Source organism: Alteribacter natronophilus, assembly GCF_006007885.1.
Lineage (GTDB): Bacteria > Bacillota > Bacilli > Bacillales > Salisediminibacteriaceae > Alteribacter > Alteribacter natronophilus.
Genome location: NZ_VCRO01000001.1, coordinates 1,243,455 through 1,260,191, shown reverse-complemented (window position 1 = coordinate 1,260,191; position 16,737 = coordinate 1,243,455). Strand labels below are relative to the sequence as shown.

Below are 16,737 nucleotides of genomic sequence, written 5' to 3'. Positions count from 1 at the left end.
CCTACTCCTTAAGTACAGCATTAATATAGTTTGCCGGCTCGAGCAGTTCATTTGCCACATCCATTGAGAATGAGAAGATCGGTTCCGCACCGAATCCAAGGATAACTGTTAACGCGACCAAAGGCAGTATCGGCATCAGAAGCGGCATGAGCGGCTGTCTTCGCTGCTCCCCCTTCAGGGATTCCTCTCCCCAGAATACGTAGATAAAGATCTTCATCATGGAGAACAAGGTCAGAATACCGACAAGAAGACTGATGAAGACGATAAAGTAGCGACCCTGATCAATACCGTCAAGAATCAGGGCAAACTTACTGAAGAAGCCGCTGAGTGGCGGTATGCCGGCAAGGGATATTGCCGTAACCAGGAACAGCCACCCCAGAACAGGGTAGGTCTTTAAAAGGCCGCTCATCTTTTTCAGGTCGGTAGTGCCGGTTATCTTCTCGGTTGCACCGCAGAAAAGGAACAGGGCGGGCTTAACAATAATGTGGTGGGCGATGTAATAGATCGCACCTGCAATTGCCAGCTGGGAGTAAAGTCCGAGTCCGAGAGCCATGTAACCTACCTGCGAGATAATGTGATAGGAAAGGATTCGTTTAAAGTCAAACTGTGCAACCGCTCCAAGTACGCCGAAGAACATCGTTCCCCCGGCAAGGAACAGAATCAGGTTGTGTGTGAACCCTGGATCGTGCGTGAAGATCAGCGTAAATGTACGGATGATCGCATAAATACCTACTTTTGTCAGCAGTCCCCCAAACAGGGCAGCAATTGCTGATGGCGGGCCGAAATAGGAATTCGGAAGCCAGAAGTAGAGTGGAAACAGAGCCCCTTTCATACCGAATACGAGCAGGAACAGGACGGCAATGGCGTTAAGTACGCCTGTCTGTTCAAGTTCGCCCACCCGCTCGGCAATCTGTGCCATGTTCAGTGTGCCGGTAATGCCGTAAATATACGCAATACCAACAATAAAAAAGATCGATGCGAATACGTTAATCACAACGTATTTAAATGATTCCCGAAGCTGATACTTTGTACCTCCATGAACGATGAGAATATAGGAAGCAATCAGCATAACTTCAAAAAATACGAATAGGTTAAACAGGTCGCCAGTCAGGAACGCCCCGTGCACCCCTGCAAGCAGGAACATGTAAAACGGATAGAAAAAGAACTTTTCCCGTTCCGGACTGATGGTCTGAAACGCAAAGAACAGACAGACAACCCCGACAATACTTGACAGGATCACCATAAGACTGGCAAACAGGTCCGCTACCAGAACGATTCCGAAAGGCGGAACCCAGGTTCCGAGCTCGACTGTCTGAATACCGTTTACATAGACTTCGTACGTAATGTAAAAAGCAAATACGAGCATGATAATCGCTGTAACTGCACTGATCACCCGCTGGGTCCGGTGATGATTTTTGAACAGGATCAGGATAGTACCGATCAGAAATGGTGCAACAACTGGTACAAGTAATAGGTTATTCATCTGCATTTCCCCTCAATTGATCCATTTTATCCGTTTCATGTGCTCTGTACGTCCGGTAACCCAGAACCAGAAGAAAAGCAGTTACTCCGAAACTGATAACAATGGCGGTAAGAATAAGTGCCTGCGGCAGGGGATCCATGTATACAGAGGCTTCTTCCCCAAGAAGAGGGGGAGCCCCGTCGTTAAATCCGGAAAGTGTGAGAAGGAGCAGGTGAGCTCCGTGAGACAGCATCACAATCCCGAAAATAACCCTGAGCAGACTGTTTGTCAGCATCAGATACGTACTGACTGAGAAGATGATGCCAATGAGAATAATCATCAGAAGTTCCATTATGCTTCATCCCCCGCAATCGTCAATATAGTCAGAAGTGCAACACCTACTACGACAAGAAAGATGGCAATGGCAAAGGGTGTTGTTGTCGTGAGGCCTACTTCACCAAGCAGCCAGACATCGTAGTAGTCAAAATACATAGTGAGAAACGGATCACCGAACAGGAGAGAATTCAAGCCGGTTCCGATTCCAATAAGAAGACCGATTGCAATCACCTTTTCAAAGTCGATCGGCAGAACGGTCGTTATCTTATTCAAGTCAAAGCTCAGATAAAGGAGGAGAAGTCCACAGGCAAACATCAGTCCGCCAATGAAGCCTCCTCCCGGTGTATAGTGCCCTGCAAAGAACAGGTACACGGAAAAAGAGAGAACAATCAAGGCTACGATTCGTGTAATGGTATGAAGCATTACATAGTTCGTCTTCACACGTCTTCGCCTCCTTTAAAGCGCAGTTTGATCAGGGCGACGACACCGAGTGCGGCGATTCCGAGAACGAGCACTTCAAGAATTGTATCCAGGGCCCGGAAGTCATCAAGAATCATGTTTACCATGTTTTTGCCGCCTGTCAGCTCGTACGTATTCTCGATAAAGTACATCGAGATACTTTCGTAGCCGTCGGTCTGTGAAAGGGAAAGGGCACTTATACCGATCAGGGAAACCGTAAGCCCGACAGAAATCGAGATTACAAGGTTTAACCAGCGGAACTTCGGTTTAAAGTCGCCTCTTTTAAGCTCCGGCAGGAAGTAGAAACAGAGCAGGAAGAGAACGACCATAACTGTTTCAACCAGAAGCTGTGTAAGTGCAAGGTCAGGTGCCCGGAAGTTAACAAACAGCAGGGCAATAAGGAATCCGACTACACCGAGAACAGCAATGGCGGACACGCGGTGCTGAATAAACGGCAGTGCAAGAGACACAACTGCAAGCAGCACGATGATAATAACCGCGTACGGAGTTATGGAGCCCATCATTCCGAAGTTCACATCGAAAGTAAATGCGTCAAACCAGAACATTGTGAACATCAGTGCTCCAACCATGAATACACTCATGTAGGCAAAGTAGTCACGGAGGAGTCCTGTCATCTGGATGTTGGTAATTCCCTGGGCTCCGGTGATCAGCCCGTCAAGTCCTTTGTCATACACCTGGTTGAGCGGATCTCGCTCCCGCAGGAAGAAATACGTTTCCTGCCATCTGTTCAGGTTCATAAAGATCAGGGAACCGAACAGGATGACCCCTACAGTCATAAAGATCTCTGTATTCAATCCGTGCCAGTGATAGATGTTTGGTTCAAATGTAAATCCAGGCAGGATAGAATTCATAACCGGTTCGATAATCGTATAGGCCAGAATGTTCGGGAAGAACCCGATAATAACAACAAGAGAGATCAGAATGATTGGAGAAATAAGCATTCCGATCGGTGCTTCGTGTGCTTCTTTTTCAAGTTTTTCCGGCTGGTATTTGCCGAAGAAGGTTTTCATGAGCATGATCAGACAGTAAAGGAACGTAAAGATACTCGCGATCCAGGCAAGGACAGGGAACATAAGGCCCACTGTCTGCATGTTGAAGATCGGAAGTTCTGTTGCATCAAGTACGCCGGTAAAGAACATTTCCTTACTGAGAAAACCGTTAAATGGCGGCAGACCGGCCATGGAAGCAAGACCGATTAAACTTATGGTAAAGGTAATCGGCATTACAGACATAAGACCGCCGAGTTTGCGGATGTCCCTGGTGCCGGTTTCATGGTCAATGATGCCTACAGCCATAAACAGGCCGCCTTTAAAGGTAGCATGGTTAATCAGATGAAAGACGGCTGCCATGACGGCGAATGTGTAGTACTGTCCCTCATTGGCCACATCAAAGTAAAGAGCAGCAGAACCGAGCCCGAGCAGAGTCATAATCAGTCCCAGCTGACTGACTGTTGAAAAGGCGAGAATTGCCTTCAGATCTTTCTGCCTTACAGCAGAAATAGAACCCCAGGTGAGCGTAATAATACCCGCTGCAGAAACGATCCAGAACCATTCCGGCATCCCGCCGAACACCGGAGTGAACCGGGCAACAAGATATATACCGGCTTTAACCATTGTAGCTGAGTGAAGATAGGCACTTACGGGTGTCGGGGCCTCCATGGCATCCGGCAGCCAGATGTGAAATGGAAACTGAGCCGATTTGGTAAAGGCGCCGGCAAGTACAAGCAGCATGGCAGGGACCGCCAGCGGACTGGCAATGACCTGGGCACTTTGTTCAATAATGCCCTGGATGCTGAATGTGCCTGTTATCACATAAAGAAGCGAAAAGCCGGCAAGCATGGCAAATCCGCCCGAAACTGTGATCAGCATTGATTTCTGGGCACCGTAGCGTGACTTTTCCTTATGGAACCAGTAGGCGATTAAGAGAGATGAAGCCAGACTGGTTAACTCCCAGAATACATAAATCACAATCAGGTTATCAGTAAGGACAACCCCGAGCATGGCACCCATAAACATTAACAGATATACATAGAAGTTATTAAGCGGCTCGTCCTTTTTGTTTGCAATATAGAAGATGGAATACAAAACGACGAGCGCTCCGATTCCCGTAATAAGGAGAGCAAACAGCAGACTTAGTCCGTCAAGATAAACGGTAAAGTTGATTCCAAGTGACGGAACCCACGGAACTGTTTCCTCGACAACTTCCATTCCCTGTCCGGTTGTCACAAAAGTGAGCAGATAGCCAAACAGGATGACTGGTAAAGGCAGGATAAACCACCCTGTATGTACGTTCCGGAACCATTTATATAAAAAAGGAATGAAGATCGCTAATATAAACGGTGATAAAACGAGATAATGCAGTAACGACAAGTGAGAGACCTCCTCTTTATTCTTAGTTGGGCTGGCGGTTTCAGGGTGCTCCTTACAAACATACGTAAGATTATAATATAAAACGAAAAGCCTTGCATCCAATAACCACAGGGATTCCGCGGACTTTTCACCGGTTTGTTAAATAGGAAGAAACCGAAATTAAAGGAGCTGGATTTTTATTTTTCTGAATACGGCAGCGGAAAACAGATTAGCATTTAAATCCCTCTATGAAGGGATTCAGGGCTTTTCAGATGGCTTTTTTAAGTCCCGGGATTTTTTTATGGCCATATCCCGTATAAATGGCTGTTCACGGGTCTGGGCTGGCGGATTTACTTTGCTGGTCCGATATTTAATCGTAGTGTATCCCTGCTTTACCCGTACTATTAGTTAATGGTGCTTTCGTGTGGTAAAGCAATTCCCTTAAGGAGCTGGACAGAAACGCGGTTATCACCATGAAACAGCAGAATCCGCTGTTTTTTTCATCAGCAAGTATACGAGTCCAAAAAAAATACCACCCTAAAAGTAAGATTAGGAGTGGTTTATTTTATGAAGCGAAGATGGTTCATTTCCATTAGTGTATTTACTCTTCTCTGTCTGGCTGCTGTTCCTGTCCATCTGCAGGCAACCAAAACGATTGTTGACCGGCAGACCGATGCGTTTGAATATGACCGGGAACGCTTTGAAGGACTTGAAGCAGATGACAGAACATTGCTGGACGAATGGAAATTCAAGCCCCGGGAATACATTAAGCGTTCAAGAGGAAACCGGGACTGAAAAATTAATGCAGCTTTTCGGGGTGTCGTGACGTACTTGCTATGTCACGACGTTTTAATTCCTGTGTAATAAGGAAAATGAAATCATCATGCAGCTGCAGTTCCCTTGCTTTATAGTAGGTTTCAATCAGAAGATCATCGGTGAGATGTCGCATAGCCCCTTGCCGCCTCATGGCAGCTTCACCTCCTGTGATATATCCGGCCCTCCGGCCATTCGTTAGTCCGCTCGCCTGGTGGTGATTTGATAGTAACAGAAAAAAAACAGAGGAACAACCGTTCGTGATATCCACAGAACACGGTGGATAAACTGTGGATATCCTGTTTATAAAAGGGGGGATTCCCCGCAGGATAAACGGGGTTTTGTGAGTATGTTTTTCCACAGCTCATTAAATCCGGAAGAATGTCGAAAAATATATGTAATTATTCTGAAAAAAGCACTTTCCTTCATTATAAAAAGGTCTTTTTGTTTATCAGGTAAATCTAAAAGGAATATCGATTATTAAAGACAAATGATACTTTATCCGGATTTTAAAAGGAATGTTTGAAAAAACAGGCACAATAAGGGTATTATGAAGGGTAGCGAAAAACTGGCCGGGTGCATCGTCTCAGGAATTGGAGTGCATAAGTCTGCCGGCTTACCGCTTTACATATGGAACAGAAAAGAACAGGCACCGCTGTTGTCAGCGGGCAGCCTTATAACAATGGAGGGCTTAGCGTGATTAAACGATTTGTACCTGACCAGTATGTTCCTTCAATTTTTGAAATATCCATAGAGGAACTAAAGGAAAAAGGCATTAAAGGAATTATTACCGATCTGGACAACACCCTGGTGGAATGGGACAGGCCTGATGCCACTGAGGAACTTATTGAATGGTTCCGCAAAGTAAAAGCCGAGGGAATCGATATTGTGGTAGTTTCAAACAATAACGAAAAGAGAGTGAAGGCTTTTTCCGATCCCCACGAAATCACGTTCATTCACAGTGCAAAAAAACCGCTGACAAGGGCTTTCAAAACTGCCTGTAATATCATGAAAATCAAACGGAGTGAAGCAGTTGTGGTGGGTGACCAGCTGCTTACGGATATATTCGGAGGCAACCGGGGTGGATTTCATACGATCCTCGTCGTACCGGTTGCAAAGACCGATGGAGTATTTACAAGAGTCAACCGCCGTATGGAACGGGTTGTCTTCAGATGGATGAAACGAAAGGGGCTGATCGAATGGGAGAACAAGAAGGACAGCACCCGGTAATCTGTGCGGGCTGCGGAATAACCATTCAGACAGAAAATAAATCAAAGCCGGGTTATACACCGCCTCAGGCACTGGAGCGTGATGTAGTCATCTGCCAGCGCTGCTTCCGCCTCAAGCACTATAATGAAGTGCAGGATGTACCGCTGAATGATGATGATTTTCTGAAAATCCTTAACGAAGTGGGTTCAAAGGATGCTCTCGTCGTTAAGATCGTGGACATTTTCGATTTTCATGGAAGCTGGCTACCGGGGCTCCACAGGTTTGTGAGTAAAAACCCGGTTCTGCTTGTGGGGAATAAATCAGACGTACTGCCGAAATCAATCAAGCATCCGAAGCTTAAGCAGTGGATGATGGAAACGGCAAATGAATATGGTCTCAAACCGGTTGACGTTCATCTGATGAGCGCCGAAAAAGGGACTGGGGTCATGGAAACGGCAGATCTTATTGAAAAATACCGCAAGGGCCGGGATGTTTATATCGTCGGCTGTACGAATGTGGGGAAATCCACATTTATCAATCGCCTGATTAAAGATTTTGGCGGCGATGACGAGTTCCTTATAACAACCTCCAACGTGCCGGGAACGACGCTTGATATGATTGACATCCCTCTTGATGACGGTTCGTCCCTCTTCGATACACCGGGAATTGTCAATCACCACCAGATGGCACACCTGCTTACTCCGGAAGAACTGAAAACTGTTACTCCCCGTAGGGAAATTAAGACAAAGACCTATCAGCTCAATGAAGGTCAGACGCTTTATTTCGGGGGTCTTGCGAGGTTTGACTTTATTCAGGGTGAACCGCAGTCTTTTACGGTTCATATGAGCAACGAACTGTATGTTCACCGGACAAAAACCGCAACGGCAGACGAGCTTTACAGCAGCCATCTCGGAGAACTGCTGAGTCCGCCTTTTAAGGAGAATGCAGGGGATTTCCCTGAACTGAAAGGCCGTGAATACAAGATTTCAGAAGAAAAAACCGATATCGTATTTTCGGGGCTCGGGTGGGTAACTGTTCACGGCAGTGGAACTGTGGTCCGTGCAAGTGTACCGGAGGGTGTACAGACAGGAATCCGCCGGTCGTTTTACTGATGGAAGGAGTGGATGAATCCATGAAAATGCAAATGGGCGTGTTTGGACACCCCGTAGCCCACTCCATGTCTCCTGTTATGCACCAGGCTGCCCTCAGGGAACTGAATCTGGAAGGAAGCTACGAAGCTTATGACATTGCACCGGACGAACTGAAAGAGGGAATAGAAAGTGTAAGAAGTGAAGGGTACCGCGGCATCAATATCACCCTTCCTCATAAAGTGGCTGTTATGGAGTACCTCGACCACGTATCCGAAGAGGCGCAGGCCATCGGAGCTGTAAACACGGTTGTAAACGAAGACGGAAAACTGACGGGCTATAATACAGACGGCCAGGGGTTTCTTGAATCCGTCCTTGAACGTACGGGTGATCTTCCGGACAAACGTGTTCTCATTATTGGAGCGGGCGGAGCAGCCCGTGCAGTAAGTGTTTCCTTTGCCCGCCACGGAGTTGAGGAACTGGTCATTACGAACCGGACTCTTTCAAAGGCAAGGGAAATAGCGGAACGCTGCAGGCAGTGGTGCGAGGTCCGGGTACTGCCGGCAACAATGGCCCAGGCTGCTTTTACCGGTTTTGACCTGATTGTAAATACAACACCCATTGGCATGTTTCCCGACACTGACCGCATGCCTATGTCCCTTGAGACGGTCAGAAGGAACGCTCTTGTTTGTGATCTGATCTATAACCCGGAGCGGACCAGGTGGCTGTCAGAAGCTGAAAAAAGAGGGGCAAAGACGCTAAATGGAATTGGTATGTTCGTCAACCAGGGGGCACTGGCCCTTGAGATGTGGACCGGAAAAAAGGCACCGCGTATCGCCATGGAAAAAGCGGTTGTGGAAGAACTGAAAAAGAAGCTATAGCTGAGACAGGATGCCGGGCCGGACAGAGTGGCGAATTGACGCTGGTTTCATAGATCCCAATAACCTGTAAACAGACGTCCGGTTCAGGGCGGAAACGCACGAACAGAAAGGAGAAGCATCATGACACTCACAGGTAAACAGAAACGTTTTCTTCGCGCCGAGGCGCATCACCTCAAGCCAATCTTCCAGGTAGGCAAAGGCGGGGTGAATGAAAACCTGATCACTCAGATTGAAGAAGCGCTCGAAGTACGGGAGCTTATTAAAGTGAGCATCCTGCAGAACTGCTTTGAAGACAAGCACCAGGTGGCAGATGAACTGGCACAGGGAGCAGGGGCGCACAAAGTTCAGGTCATCGGAAACACGATTATTCTGTATAAAGAATCTGAAAACCAGAAATCGATTGAACTACCGTAAGGATGTGACAGCATGGGCAGACGGATCGGGATTTTCGGCGGCACCTTTGATCCTCCGCATCTTGGACACGCGCTGATCGCCGAAACGGCTTTTCACGGTCTATCTCTTGATGAAGTGTGGTGGGTGCCGAACAGGCGGCCGCCGCACAAGGAAAAAAAGAGTGAAACAACTGACGAGGAACGATTGTCGATGGTCTCGCTCCTCTGCAGTATGCGTCCTTATTTCCGGATGAGTACAATTGAGTTTGAGCGGGAAGGTCCCTCATATACAGTTGAAACACTCGAACATTTTCGCAGTAAATACCCTGACTGCAGATTTTATTTTATAATTGGCGGGGACAGCATCGAGACGCTGGGGGACTGGCATGAAATTGACCGTATATTGGAGCTGGTATCATTTGCGGGGGTTAGTCGCCCGGGATATAAATCCAGACCGGACAGAGAATATCCGGTTGAGCTGCTGGAGGGGCCCGTATTTGATGTTTCATCCACACAGATCAGAAACATGATAAAAGAAAAACGGCTTAATTCCTTCCTGCTTCCTGATCCTGTTATATCCTATATTAAGGAGCACGGTCTGTATGAATGAACAGGATGCACTGAAAGCCGTGGAAAAAGAACTGAGGCCCAGCAGGTATGCGCATACGCTCCGCGTTAGGGACAGTGCCGTAACACTTGCTGAAAAGTACGGAGTCAGCAGGGAGGATGCCCGTCTGGCAGCTGTTCTGCACGATTATGCCAAATACCGGCCTGCCGACCGGATGAAGCAGGTGATACTGGAAGCCGACTGGCTGGACGATGAGTGGACGAAGTACGGGGAGCCGATACTCCACGCACCTGCTGGGGCTGTTTATGTAAAAAACGAGCTCGGCTGTACCGATCCGGACATTCTCGATGCCATCGTGTACCATACAACGGGGAAAGCCGGGATGACACTGCTTGAAAAAGTTATTTTTCTGGCAGACTATATAGAACCGGGGCGAACCACTCCCGGAGTGGATTCTGTCAGGGAGGAGGCTGAACATTCCCTTGACAGAGCATGTTTCCTGGCTCTTTCAGGCACCATACAATTTCTTGTCCGGAGAAGACAGCTCATTTTCCCGGACACAATTCACGCCTATAATGATCTGGCAGGTAAAATTATGCGTAAAAACTGATCAAATAAACAGACATGCAGACGGACTTCCGTCATAAAAAAGGAGGCTTTATTTTCCCTATGAAATCAAAGGAATTACTGGACCTTGCTGTAACAGCCGCGGATGACAAGCGGGCGGAAAATATAATAGCACTGGATATGGAAGGGATTTCGCTGATGGCAGATTACTTTGTTATCTGTCACGGTAACTCACCTAAGCAGGTTGAAGCGATAGCCCACGAAATTAAATCCAAGGCGCAGGAATCAGGGGCAGATGTGAAACGTATGGAAGGAACAGACGAAGCGCGCTGGATTCTGATTGACCTGAATGATGTTATTGTTCATGTTTTCCATAAGGACGACAGAACGTATTACAATCTGGAAAAACTCTGGGCAGATGCTTCTGAAGTTGATCTCGCTCCTGTGCTTAATCCGTAGGGGAGCAGCGAAATGGTATATAAGCACTTTGCCTATGTCTACGATCTTCTGATGGAGGATGCCCCCTACGATTCATGGACCCGGTATGCAGGTGAGCGTCTGCCCGAGCGGGCGAAACTGCTTGATGTGGCCTGTGGCACCGGCACTTTTACCGTGCGTATGGCTAAAGCAGGCCACAGCGTAACCGGCGTGGATCTGTCCCCGGACATGCTGGCAGTTGCCCAGCAGAAGGCTGTGGAAGAAGGTCAGAATATAACATTTATCAGCCAGAATATGAAGGAGCTTGACGGCTTTACAGAGATGGATGCCGTTACTGTTTTCTGTGACGGCATGAATTATCTGCTTGACGAGGATGAGATCAGGAAAGCATTTGAATCTTTTTCCCGCGTCCTGAAAGAAGGGGGCACACTTCTGTTTGATGTGCACAGCTCCTTTAAAGTGGACTCGGAATTTGATTATAAGGTTTACGCGGAAAACGGGGAGGACGTATCGTATATCTGGTACGCTTCTCCGGGGGAATATGAGAACAGTGTGAACCACGACCTCACCTTTTTCATCCGCAGGGAAAATAATACATACGAGCGAGTGGATGAAGCACATACCCAGCGCACATTTGATTCGTCTGTTTATGCTTCTCTTCTCGATGAATGCGGGTTCGATATTGTTGAGATCTCATCCGAGTTTGGAGAGAAGGCTCCCGTTCATCAGACCGACCGGATTTTTTTTCAGGCAGAAAAAAGAAGGAAATAAGCGACCTGTGTCGAATAAAGAAAAGGAGCTGCGGGGATTATGTACCCCTGCGCTCCTTTTCCATCTGCTTTTGGATTAGATATTTGTCTTCATCAAACTTTTCATGAGTTCTGACGAAAAGCTTATGAAACATATCTCCTGTTTCGTCGTTTAATACCTTCAGCCCTTCCCCGGTCACTCCGCCCGGAACGGTCACTCTCTTTTGCAGGGTGGAAAGCGTGAACAGCTTTTCCTGCAGCAGCGCCCCGTACCCGATCATCATATGTTCTGCAATATGGGTTGCTTCCTCACGGGTGATCTTTGTTTCTGCAACAGCCGCTTCAATCATTTTTTCCACCAGAAAACTGATAAACGCCGGTCCGCAGCTGGCGAGGTCCGATGATACTCTTGTAATCGCCTCATCGATTTCAAGGGGCGCCGAGAACGTTGTGAAAAAGTCATCCATTTCCTTTTTATGAACCTTGTCGATCTTAGAGCCGTAAGTGACCAGTGATGCACCTTGGCCTGCCCTGTTGACAATGCTTGGCACAAACCGCACAGCCCTGCATGTCACCATGCTTTCAAGCTGGGATATGGAAAGTGGGCTGGTAATGGAAATGAGTGTCTTATTACCGGTGAGCTCCTCATTATATTCTTCGAGAATCGGAATCATCTGGAGTGGTTTTACACACAGAAAGATCCAGTCACATTTCTGAATCAGCTGACGAAGACCTGCGGAAACGGTAACCCCTTTATACTGTTCTGCTATTACGCAGGCTTTTTCCATCGTGCGATTGTGAATGGTCAATTGAGAGGGCAGTGCCGCCTTAGATTCCAGGATTGCCTCGATGAGAATCCTCCCCATGCTGCCGGTACCAATAAAACCGATTTTCCTCAATCGATTCCCCTCCTTTTCACACGTATTTTCCTTTCATTGTATGACCCTGCAAAACCGGATAGAACTTTACCCGGGTCAAATCCATACTGAGGAGTCCAGGATCATGAATATTCCCCCGCGAGTTAAACGATTGATCCCATACCTGCTGGCTGCAGGGGTGGTTACTGCCGTTTTATTTTACGTGCTGTGGAATCAGCATAAAACTGACACGGTCTTTGATGACTGGGAAATGCCGGCTGCAGAGGCAGAAACGAATCCTGAATTACCACCGGATGAAGTGGAGATTGTGATTGTCGTTGATGTAAAAGGAGAGGTTTCTGTTCCGGGTGTCTATCTGCTCGAAGAAGGGATGCGTGTTCTCGATGCAGTGGAAATGGCAGGCGGGTTTACGGAGAAAGGGAATCGTGATGGTGTAAATCTTGCACAGCGGGTGAGTGATGAAATGGTAATTTATGTTCCTGCGGAAGGGGAGGATGTGATGCCGGAAATGGCTGCGCCAACTGCGGGAGGAGCGGGTGAAGCACTCATTAACATAAATACAGCCAGTCAGTCGGAGCTTGAGAACCTTCCGGGAATCGGTCCCGGGAAAGCCCAGGCGATCGTTTCCTACAGAGATGAACATGGCTCGTTTTCCATATCGGCTGACCTGATCAATGTTCCCGGAATCGGGGAGCGTACACTTGAACAGCTTGAACCCCTGATCCGGGTAAAGTAAATGGTTGGAAGGGGAGCAGGAATTGACGGATCGTGATCATTTTGTCTAAACTGAGAGGGAAAATATCAGCACCAAGGAGGCACCAATAGTGGAACGAATTTCGTGGCATCAGTATTTCATGGCCCAGAGCCATCTTCTTGCGCTCAGGTCAACGTGTACGAGGTTAATGGTCGGCACGACCATTGTGAGAGATAAAAGAATCATTGCCGGAGGCTATAATGGTTCCATTTCCGGCGGCAAACACTGTATTGATGAAGGCTGTTACGTCATCGATTCCCATTGTGTCCGCACCATACATGCGGAAATGAACGCTCTGCTTCAGTGCGCCAAGTTCGGTGTACCTGCTGCCGGTGCGGAAATGTACGTCACTCATTTTCCGTGTCTGAACTGCTGCAAAGCGATCATTCAGGCAGGTATCAGAAAGGTTTACTTTGCCACTGAATACAAGAACCACCCATATGCCATAGAGCTTTTTGAACAGGCAGGAGTTGAAGTTCAACAGGTGGAACTCGAGGAAATGGTTCTTGATACTAAGAACAGTGAGAAACTGGCCTTTACGGCGGGTCTCCTGAGTGAGCTTGAAAAACTTGGACTCGGCAGTGAAGAACTGGAGGAGCTCAAAGAGCAGGCGAACGAGCTCTATACCGGGTCAGTGTAAAGTACCGCCCATTATTTTACCCTGATTTCATTAAGTTCTTTTCGGAAAGATTGTTGTTTTTCTACGCTGCTGGCGGACGCTTTCCGCGGGCATCGCTTCAGCCTCCTCGGGAAAAACGCCCTGCGGGGTCTTCACCGGATGCTACTCCCGCAGGAGTCGCCGCCCTTCACTCCGTAATTTCCTAAAAAAGGAACAATCAATCCGAAAACAGCGTTTTATTAATGATGAAGTCAGGGTAAACCGGGCCGGATTGTAATATCCTCTTTAAAGACCTCTCCATCAACAGAAATTCCCCCCAAAAAAAAATATCAAATTTAATTAGAATTTTCCTCACATCAAATTCCCCGAAAGAAGGAACTTTCCCATGATTCGTCCTGCGCTTTTTTATGCCTTCATTACCCTTTCTGCCGTGATGTGGTTTCTGGACGGACCGGGTTTATGGACATTTACGGTTACTGCAATGACCTTCATCCTGATTTTTGTACACCGAAAAAAACTGAACCGGTCAGCGCTTCTGGGGATGCCCGTCTGGTTTCTCGCTGTGTCGGCTCTGACTTTTTACCATGGCATCAGCAGTGAAACGTTATTAACAGGAACGGAAACGGTACTCCAGGGGACAGTTCACTCTGTGCCATCTGAAGGAGTGTCGGGATTAAGGTTTGTGTTAAAAACGGAGAGTGGTGAGAAAGTTCAGGCTGTCGTACCGGATCCCACTGGAAATCCGCCGGACTATAACAGCCTATGCCGTCTGTCCGGAAACCTCGAAGAGCCGGCTAAGCAATACAATGAGTTTGGGTTTGATTATAAACGCTACTTGAATCAGCAGCGGATTTCCTGGCTGTTTTATGCAGGGGAATACAACTGTGTGCAGAAAACATCGGTGAAAAGTCTCCTTTACTCTTTCAGGGCGGACGGTATTGAGCGGCTTGGTTTACTTGCAGAAGAGGATAAAGGAAGACACGGGGCTTCGGTTATACAGGCTCTTGTGTACGGAGAGAGGGGGACAATGGAAGAGGGCCATCGTGAAGCGTACCGGGTCATCGGTGTCAGTCACCTGCTGGCTGTCTCCGGTCTGCACGTGGGCCTTGTAGTATTTCTGCTTCTTTTCGTTCTTCAGAGAACAGGTGTCACAAAGGAAACTTCATTTACGCTTGCTATTTGTTTTCTCCCTTTTTATGTGGTGCTGGCCGGAGGAGCTCCCAGCGTCACACGTGCAGCAATGATGGTAATGGCGGTGCTCATCGCGCTGAAGATCAGCCTCCCCTTAAAGCCGGTGGACAGTATTTCAGGTGTATTTATTGTTCTTCTGCTCTGGGATCCGGCCAATATATATCACATCGGTTTTCAGCTTTCCTTTCTTACAACATTTGTCCTTATTCTCTCAGGACGGATTCTCAGCCGGTCCCAAAGCTGGTTTGGAACAATCGTCAGGGTGACTGTGCTTGCCCAGCTGGCATCATTTCCTGTAGTCATTTATCAGTTCCATGAGTTTTCGCTTCTGAGTATTCCGTTTAACTTCGTGTTTATTCCCTATATTTCATTTGCTGTTCTTCCCCTTTCCCTTCTTATTGCCATCCTTCTGCCTTTTGCTGCTCTTCCCGCACAATTACTGTTCTCTTTTGTAAGCTCCACACTTGACGTGTTCCACGGTATCATGTTTTTTCTGAATGATTTATCACTGTTCAGGATCACGTTTGGACAGCCGTCTGACCTGATGGTTTTTCTGCTGTATTCCATGACTGTTTTGCTTTTTTACTTTTGGGAACAGGAGTTTCGGCAAAGGGTGCTTGCGGCTTCCGCAGTTTTGGCTGGTCTGTCTGTTCTGCAGGTCATGCTTCCATACATTGATCCGGAGGGACGGGTTACGATGCTCGATGTGGGACAGGGAGATGCTTTTCTGGTTGAGCTTCCCTACAGGGAGCGCGTTTACCTGATTGATACGGGAGGCGCTGTTTATTTTGGAGAAGAGGCGGTTTCTGCCGGCCCGGGCGAGCGGGTTCTCCTTCCTCATCTCCGGGGAAGGGGGATTACAAAAATCGACAAGCTCATTCTCACCCACGGTCACGCAGACCATATTGGTGAAACGTGTCTGCTGACTGAACATGTAAATATCGGCGCTGCTCTTTACCCTGCCGGAGGAATGCACTCACTTCTTGAACTGGAGGTGAAGGACTGTCTGGAGGAGGCCGGGATTCCACTGATTGTGACATATGTAGGTCTCAGCTGGACGAGAAATGGAGGGCAGTTCAGAGTTCTGTCCCCAAACGGGTCTGAGTCGTCCGAGAACGACCGTTCCATAGTGCTGGAAGCTGTGATGGGCGGGTATAACTGGCTGTTTACGGGCGACATTGAGGAGGAGGCTGAAAAGAGAATTACCGCTGATTATCCGGATCTGGAGACAGATGTGCTCAAAGTGGCACACCACGGGAGTATCAGCTCGTCTACTCACGAATTTATGGAGATTGTGAAGCCGCAAATAGCTTTAATTTCTGCAGGGAGAAAAAACCGGCACGGTCATCCGTCTGCAGAAGTAACGGACAGGCTTGAAAATGCGGGTGCCCTTGTATACAGAACGGATCAGGACGGCGATGTTACTGTTACATTCCGGAACAAAAAAGGGATTACGGAAGTGAGGGCCGTGGCGGGGAGGGAATAATGGGATAGTGCATGCTGGTTTATGTGATCAGCATGCTTTTTTGACGGCAAAATAAAACACAACGCTTTTAGGCGTTGTGTGCGGAACGGACTATTGCTATGTAGACTGTGCAGTCTGACGGCTGCTCGTATTACCAGATCAGGTCGATTGCCTGGGCAATAACAAAAATGGTTGCGAAGAAACCGAAAACTACAACAAAACCTACAGCACTGTCAATAAAGTCGTTTCGTTTGGACTGTACATTCTTTTCGAATTCGTTCATCGTTATCCCTCCTGTATCCTTCTTTAGTATACGTGAACAGGTGTTAAAAATCCAGCACTTAATGTGGCTGTTCTTTGTCTGTTTTTCCCTGAATTTAAAAAATCAATCGTATTGGGGCACATTTTGCCATGTGCGGCCATATACTTTCGATTAAGTACCGCAGCACCACGAGGACTGGGTACGGAGGCAGGTTCTGTTATGTTTTTGCTAAGAGTT

At 47.6% G+C, this 16,737-nt stretch carries 19 protein-coding genes; 12 read left to right on the top strand and 7 right to left on the bottom strand.

The window, feature by feature from the left end; translation table 11 throughout:
• Position 1: 1 nt before the first annotated feature.
• From FGB90_RS06355 to FGB90_RS06340, 4 genes are read right to left on the bottom strand one after another with little or no spacing between them, the layout of a single operon-like run.
• Positions 2–1,483, bottom strand: coding sequence for a Na+/H+ antiporter subunit D (locus tag FGB90_RS06355; RefSeq protein ID WP_138809677.1), 1,482 nt, complete (start codon positions 1,481–1,483; stop codon positions 2–4).
• Positions 1,476–1,814, bottom strand: coding sequence for a Na(+)/H(+) antiporter subunit C (locus tag FGB90_RS06350; protein WP_138809676.1), 339 nt, complete (start codon positions 1,812–1,814; stop codon positions 1,476–1,478). The genes FGB90_RS06355 and FGB90_RS06350 overlap by 8 nt, the downstream gene beginning before the upstream one ends.
• Positions 1,814–2,239 (bottom strand): Na(+)/H(+) antiporter subunit B, encoded by a 426-nt coding sequence (locus tag FGB90_RS06345; RefSeq protein WP_138809675.1) that lies wholly within the window; start codon positions 2,237–2,239, stop codon positions 1,814–1,816. The genes FGB90_RS06350 and FGB90_RS06345 overlap by 1 nt, the downstream gene beginning before the upstream one ends.
• Positions 2,236–4,647 carry a Na+/H+ antiporter subunit A gene (locus tag FGB90_RS06340; RefSeq protein WP_138809674.1) on the bottom strand — a complete coding sequence of 804 codons (2,412 nt, stop codon included), beginning with the start codon at positions 4,645–4,647 and terminating at the stop codon, positions 2,236–2,238. Before FGB90_RS06340 ends, FGB90_RS06345 begins: the two co-directional genes overlap by 4 nt.
• Before the next feature lie 546 nt (positions 4,648–5,193).
• Here FGB90_RS06340 and FGB90_RS06335 point away from each other — a divergent pair.
• Positions 5,194–5,421 carry a hypothetical protein gene (locus tag FGB90_RS06335; protein WP_138809673.1) on the top strand — a complete coding sequence of 76 codons (228 nt, stop codon included), beginning with the start codon at positions 5,194–5,196 and terminating at the stop codon, positions 5,419–5,421.
• A gap of 4 nt (positions 5,422–5,425) precedes the next feature.
• Here the strand turns inward: FGB90_RS06335 and FGB90_RS06330 are convergent, their stop codons facing one another.
• Positions 5,426–5,575 (bottom strand): sporulation histidine kinase inhibitor Sda, encoded by a 150-nt coding sequence (locus FGB90_RS06330; protein ID WP_138810067.1) that lies wholly within the window; start codon positions 5,573–5,575, stop codon positions 5,426–5,428.
• A gap of 560 nt (positions 5,576–6,135) precedes the next feature.
• Between FGB90_RS06330 and FGB90_RS06325 the strand changes: the two genes are divergently transcribed.
• The 8 genes from FGB90_RS06325 (at position 6,136) to FGB90_RS06290 (ending at position 11,353) form a co-directional block, all read left to right on the top strand.
• Positions 6,136–6,669, top strand: a complete 534-nt coding sequence (locus tag FGB90_RS06325; RefSeq protein ID WP_246056064.1) for a YqeG family HAD IIIA-type phosphatase — start codon at positions 6,136–6,138, stop codon at positions 6,667–6,669.
• Positions 6,639–7,760 (top strand): ribosome biogenesis GTPase YqeH, encoded by a 1,122-nt coding sequence (gene yqeH, locus FGB90_RS06320; protein ID WP_138809671.1) that lies wholly within the window; start codon positions 6,639–6,641, stop codon positions 7,758–7,760. Before FGB90_RS06325 ends, yqeH begins: the two co-directional genes overlap by 31 nt.
• Positions 7,761–7,780: 20 nt before the next feature.
• On the top strand, positions 7,781–8,617 hold the full coding sequence (gene aroE / locus FGB90_RS06315; RefSeq protein WP_138809670.1) for a shikimate dehydrogenase: 837 nt from the start codon (positions 7,781–7,783) through the stop codon (positions 8,615–8,617).
• A gap of 120 nt (positions 8,618–8,737) precedes the next feature.
• Positions 8,738–9,031 carry a ribosome assembly RNA-binding protein YhbY gene (gene yhbY, locus FGB90_RS06310; RefSeq protein WP_138809669.1) on the top strand — a complete coding sequence of 98 codons (294 nt, stop codon included), beginning with the start codon at positions 8,738–8,740 and terminating at the stop codon, positions 9,029–9,031.
• A 12-nt stretch (positions 9,032–9,043) separates the two neighbouring features.
• Complete coding sequence (locus FGB90_RS06305; RefSeq protein ID WP_138809668.1) at positions 9,044–9,619, top strand: nicotinate-nucleotide adenylyltransferase; 576 nt, start codon at positions 9,044–9,046, stop codon at positions 9,617–9,619.
• Positions 9,612–10,187, top strand: coding sequence for a bis(5'-nucleosyl)-tetraphosphatase (symmetrical) YqeK (gene yqeK / locus FGB90_RS06300; protein WP_138809667.1), 576 nt, complete (start codon positions 9,612–9,614; stop codon positions 10,185–10,187). Before FGB90_RS06305 ends, yqeK begins: the two co-directional genes overlap by 8 nt.
• Positions 10,188–10,246: 59 nt before the next feature.
• The gene (gene rsfS, locus FGB90_RS06295) at positions 10,247–10,603 is read left to right on the top strand and encodes a ribosome silencing factor (RefSeq protein WP_138809666.1); all 357 of its coding nucleotides are present in this window, start codon (positions 10,247–10,249) and stop codon (positions 10,601–10,603) included.
• 12 nt (positions 10,604–10,615) lie between these two features.
• Positions 10,616–11,353, top strand: a complete 738-nt coding sequence (locus tag FGB90_RS06290; RefSeq protein ID WP_138809665.1) for a class I SAM-dependent DNA methyltransferase — start codon at positions 10,616–10,618, stop codon at positions 11,351–11,353.
• Between the two features lie 37 nt (positions 11,354–11,390).
• Here the strand turns inward: FGB90_RS06290 and comER are convergent, their stop codons facing one another.
• On the bottom strand, positions 11,391–12,230 hold the full coding sequence (gene comER / locus FGB90_RS06285) for a late competence protein ComER (protein WP_281280021.1): 840 nt from the start codon (positions 12,228–12,230) through the stop codon (positions 11,391–11,393).
• 103 nt (positions 12,231–12,333) lie between these two features.
• Between comER and FGB90_RS06280 the strand changes: the two genes are divergently transcribed.
• From FGB90_RS06280 to FGB90_RS06270, 3 genes are all read left to right on the top strand, one after another.
• A complete protein-coding gene (locus FGB90_RS06280; protein ID WP_171051721.1) occupies positions 12,334–12,945 on the top strand; it encodes a helix-hairpin-helix domain-containing protein in 612 nt (203 codons plus the stop codon).
• 88 nt (positions 12,946–13,033) lie between these two features.
• Positions 13,034–13,603: a ComE operon protein 2 gene (locus FGB90_RS06275; protein ID WP_138809663.1), complete on the top strand. Its 570-nt coding sequence runs from the start codon at positions 13,034–13,036 to the stop codon at positions 13,601–13,603.
• Positions 13,604–13,967: 364 nt separating this feature from the next.
• Positions 13,968–16,259 carry a DNA internalization-related competence protein ComEC/Rec2 gene (locus FGB90_RS06270; RefSeq protein ID WP_138809662.1) on the top strand — a complete coding sequence of 764 codons (2,292 nt, stop codon included), beginning with the start codon at positions 13,968–13,970 and terminating at the stop codon, positions 16,257–16,259.
• A gap of 130 nt (positions 16,260–16,389) precedes the next feature.
• Here the strand turns inward: FGB90_RS06270 and FGB90_RS06265 are convergent, their stop codons facing one another.
• Positions 16,390–16,521, bottom strand: coding sequence for a YqzM family protein (locus FGB90_RS06265; RefSeq protein ID WP_138809661.1), 132 nt, complete (start codon positions 16,519–16,521; stop codon positions 16,390–16,392).
• Positions 16,522–16,737: the final 216 nt, after the last annotated feature.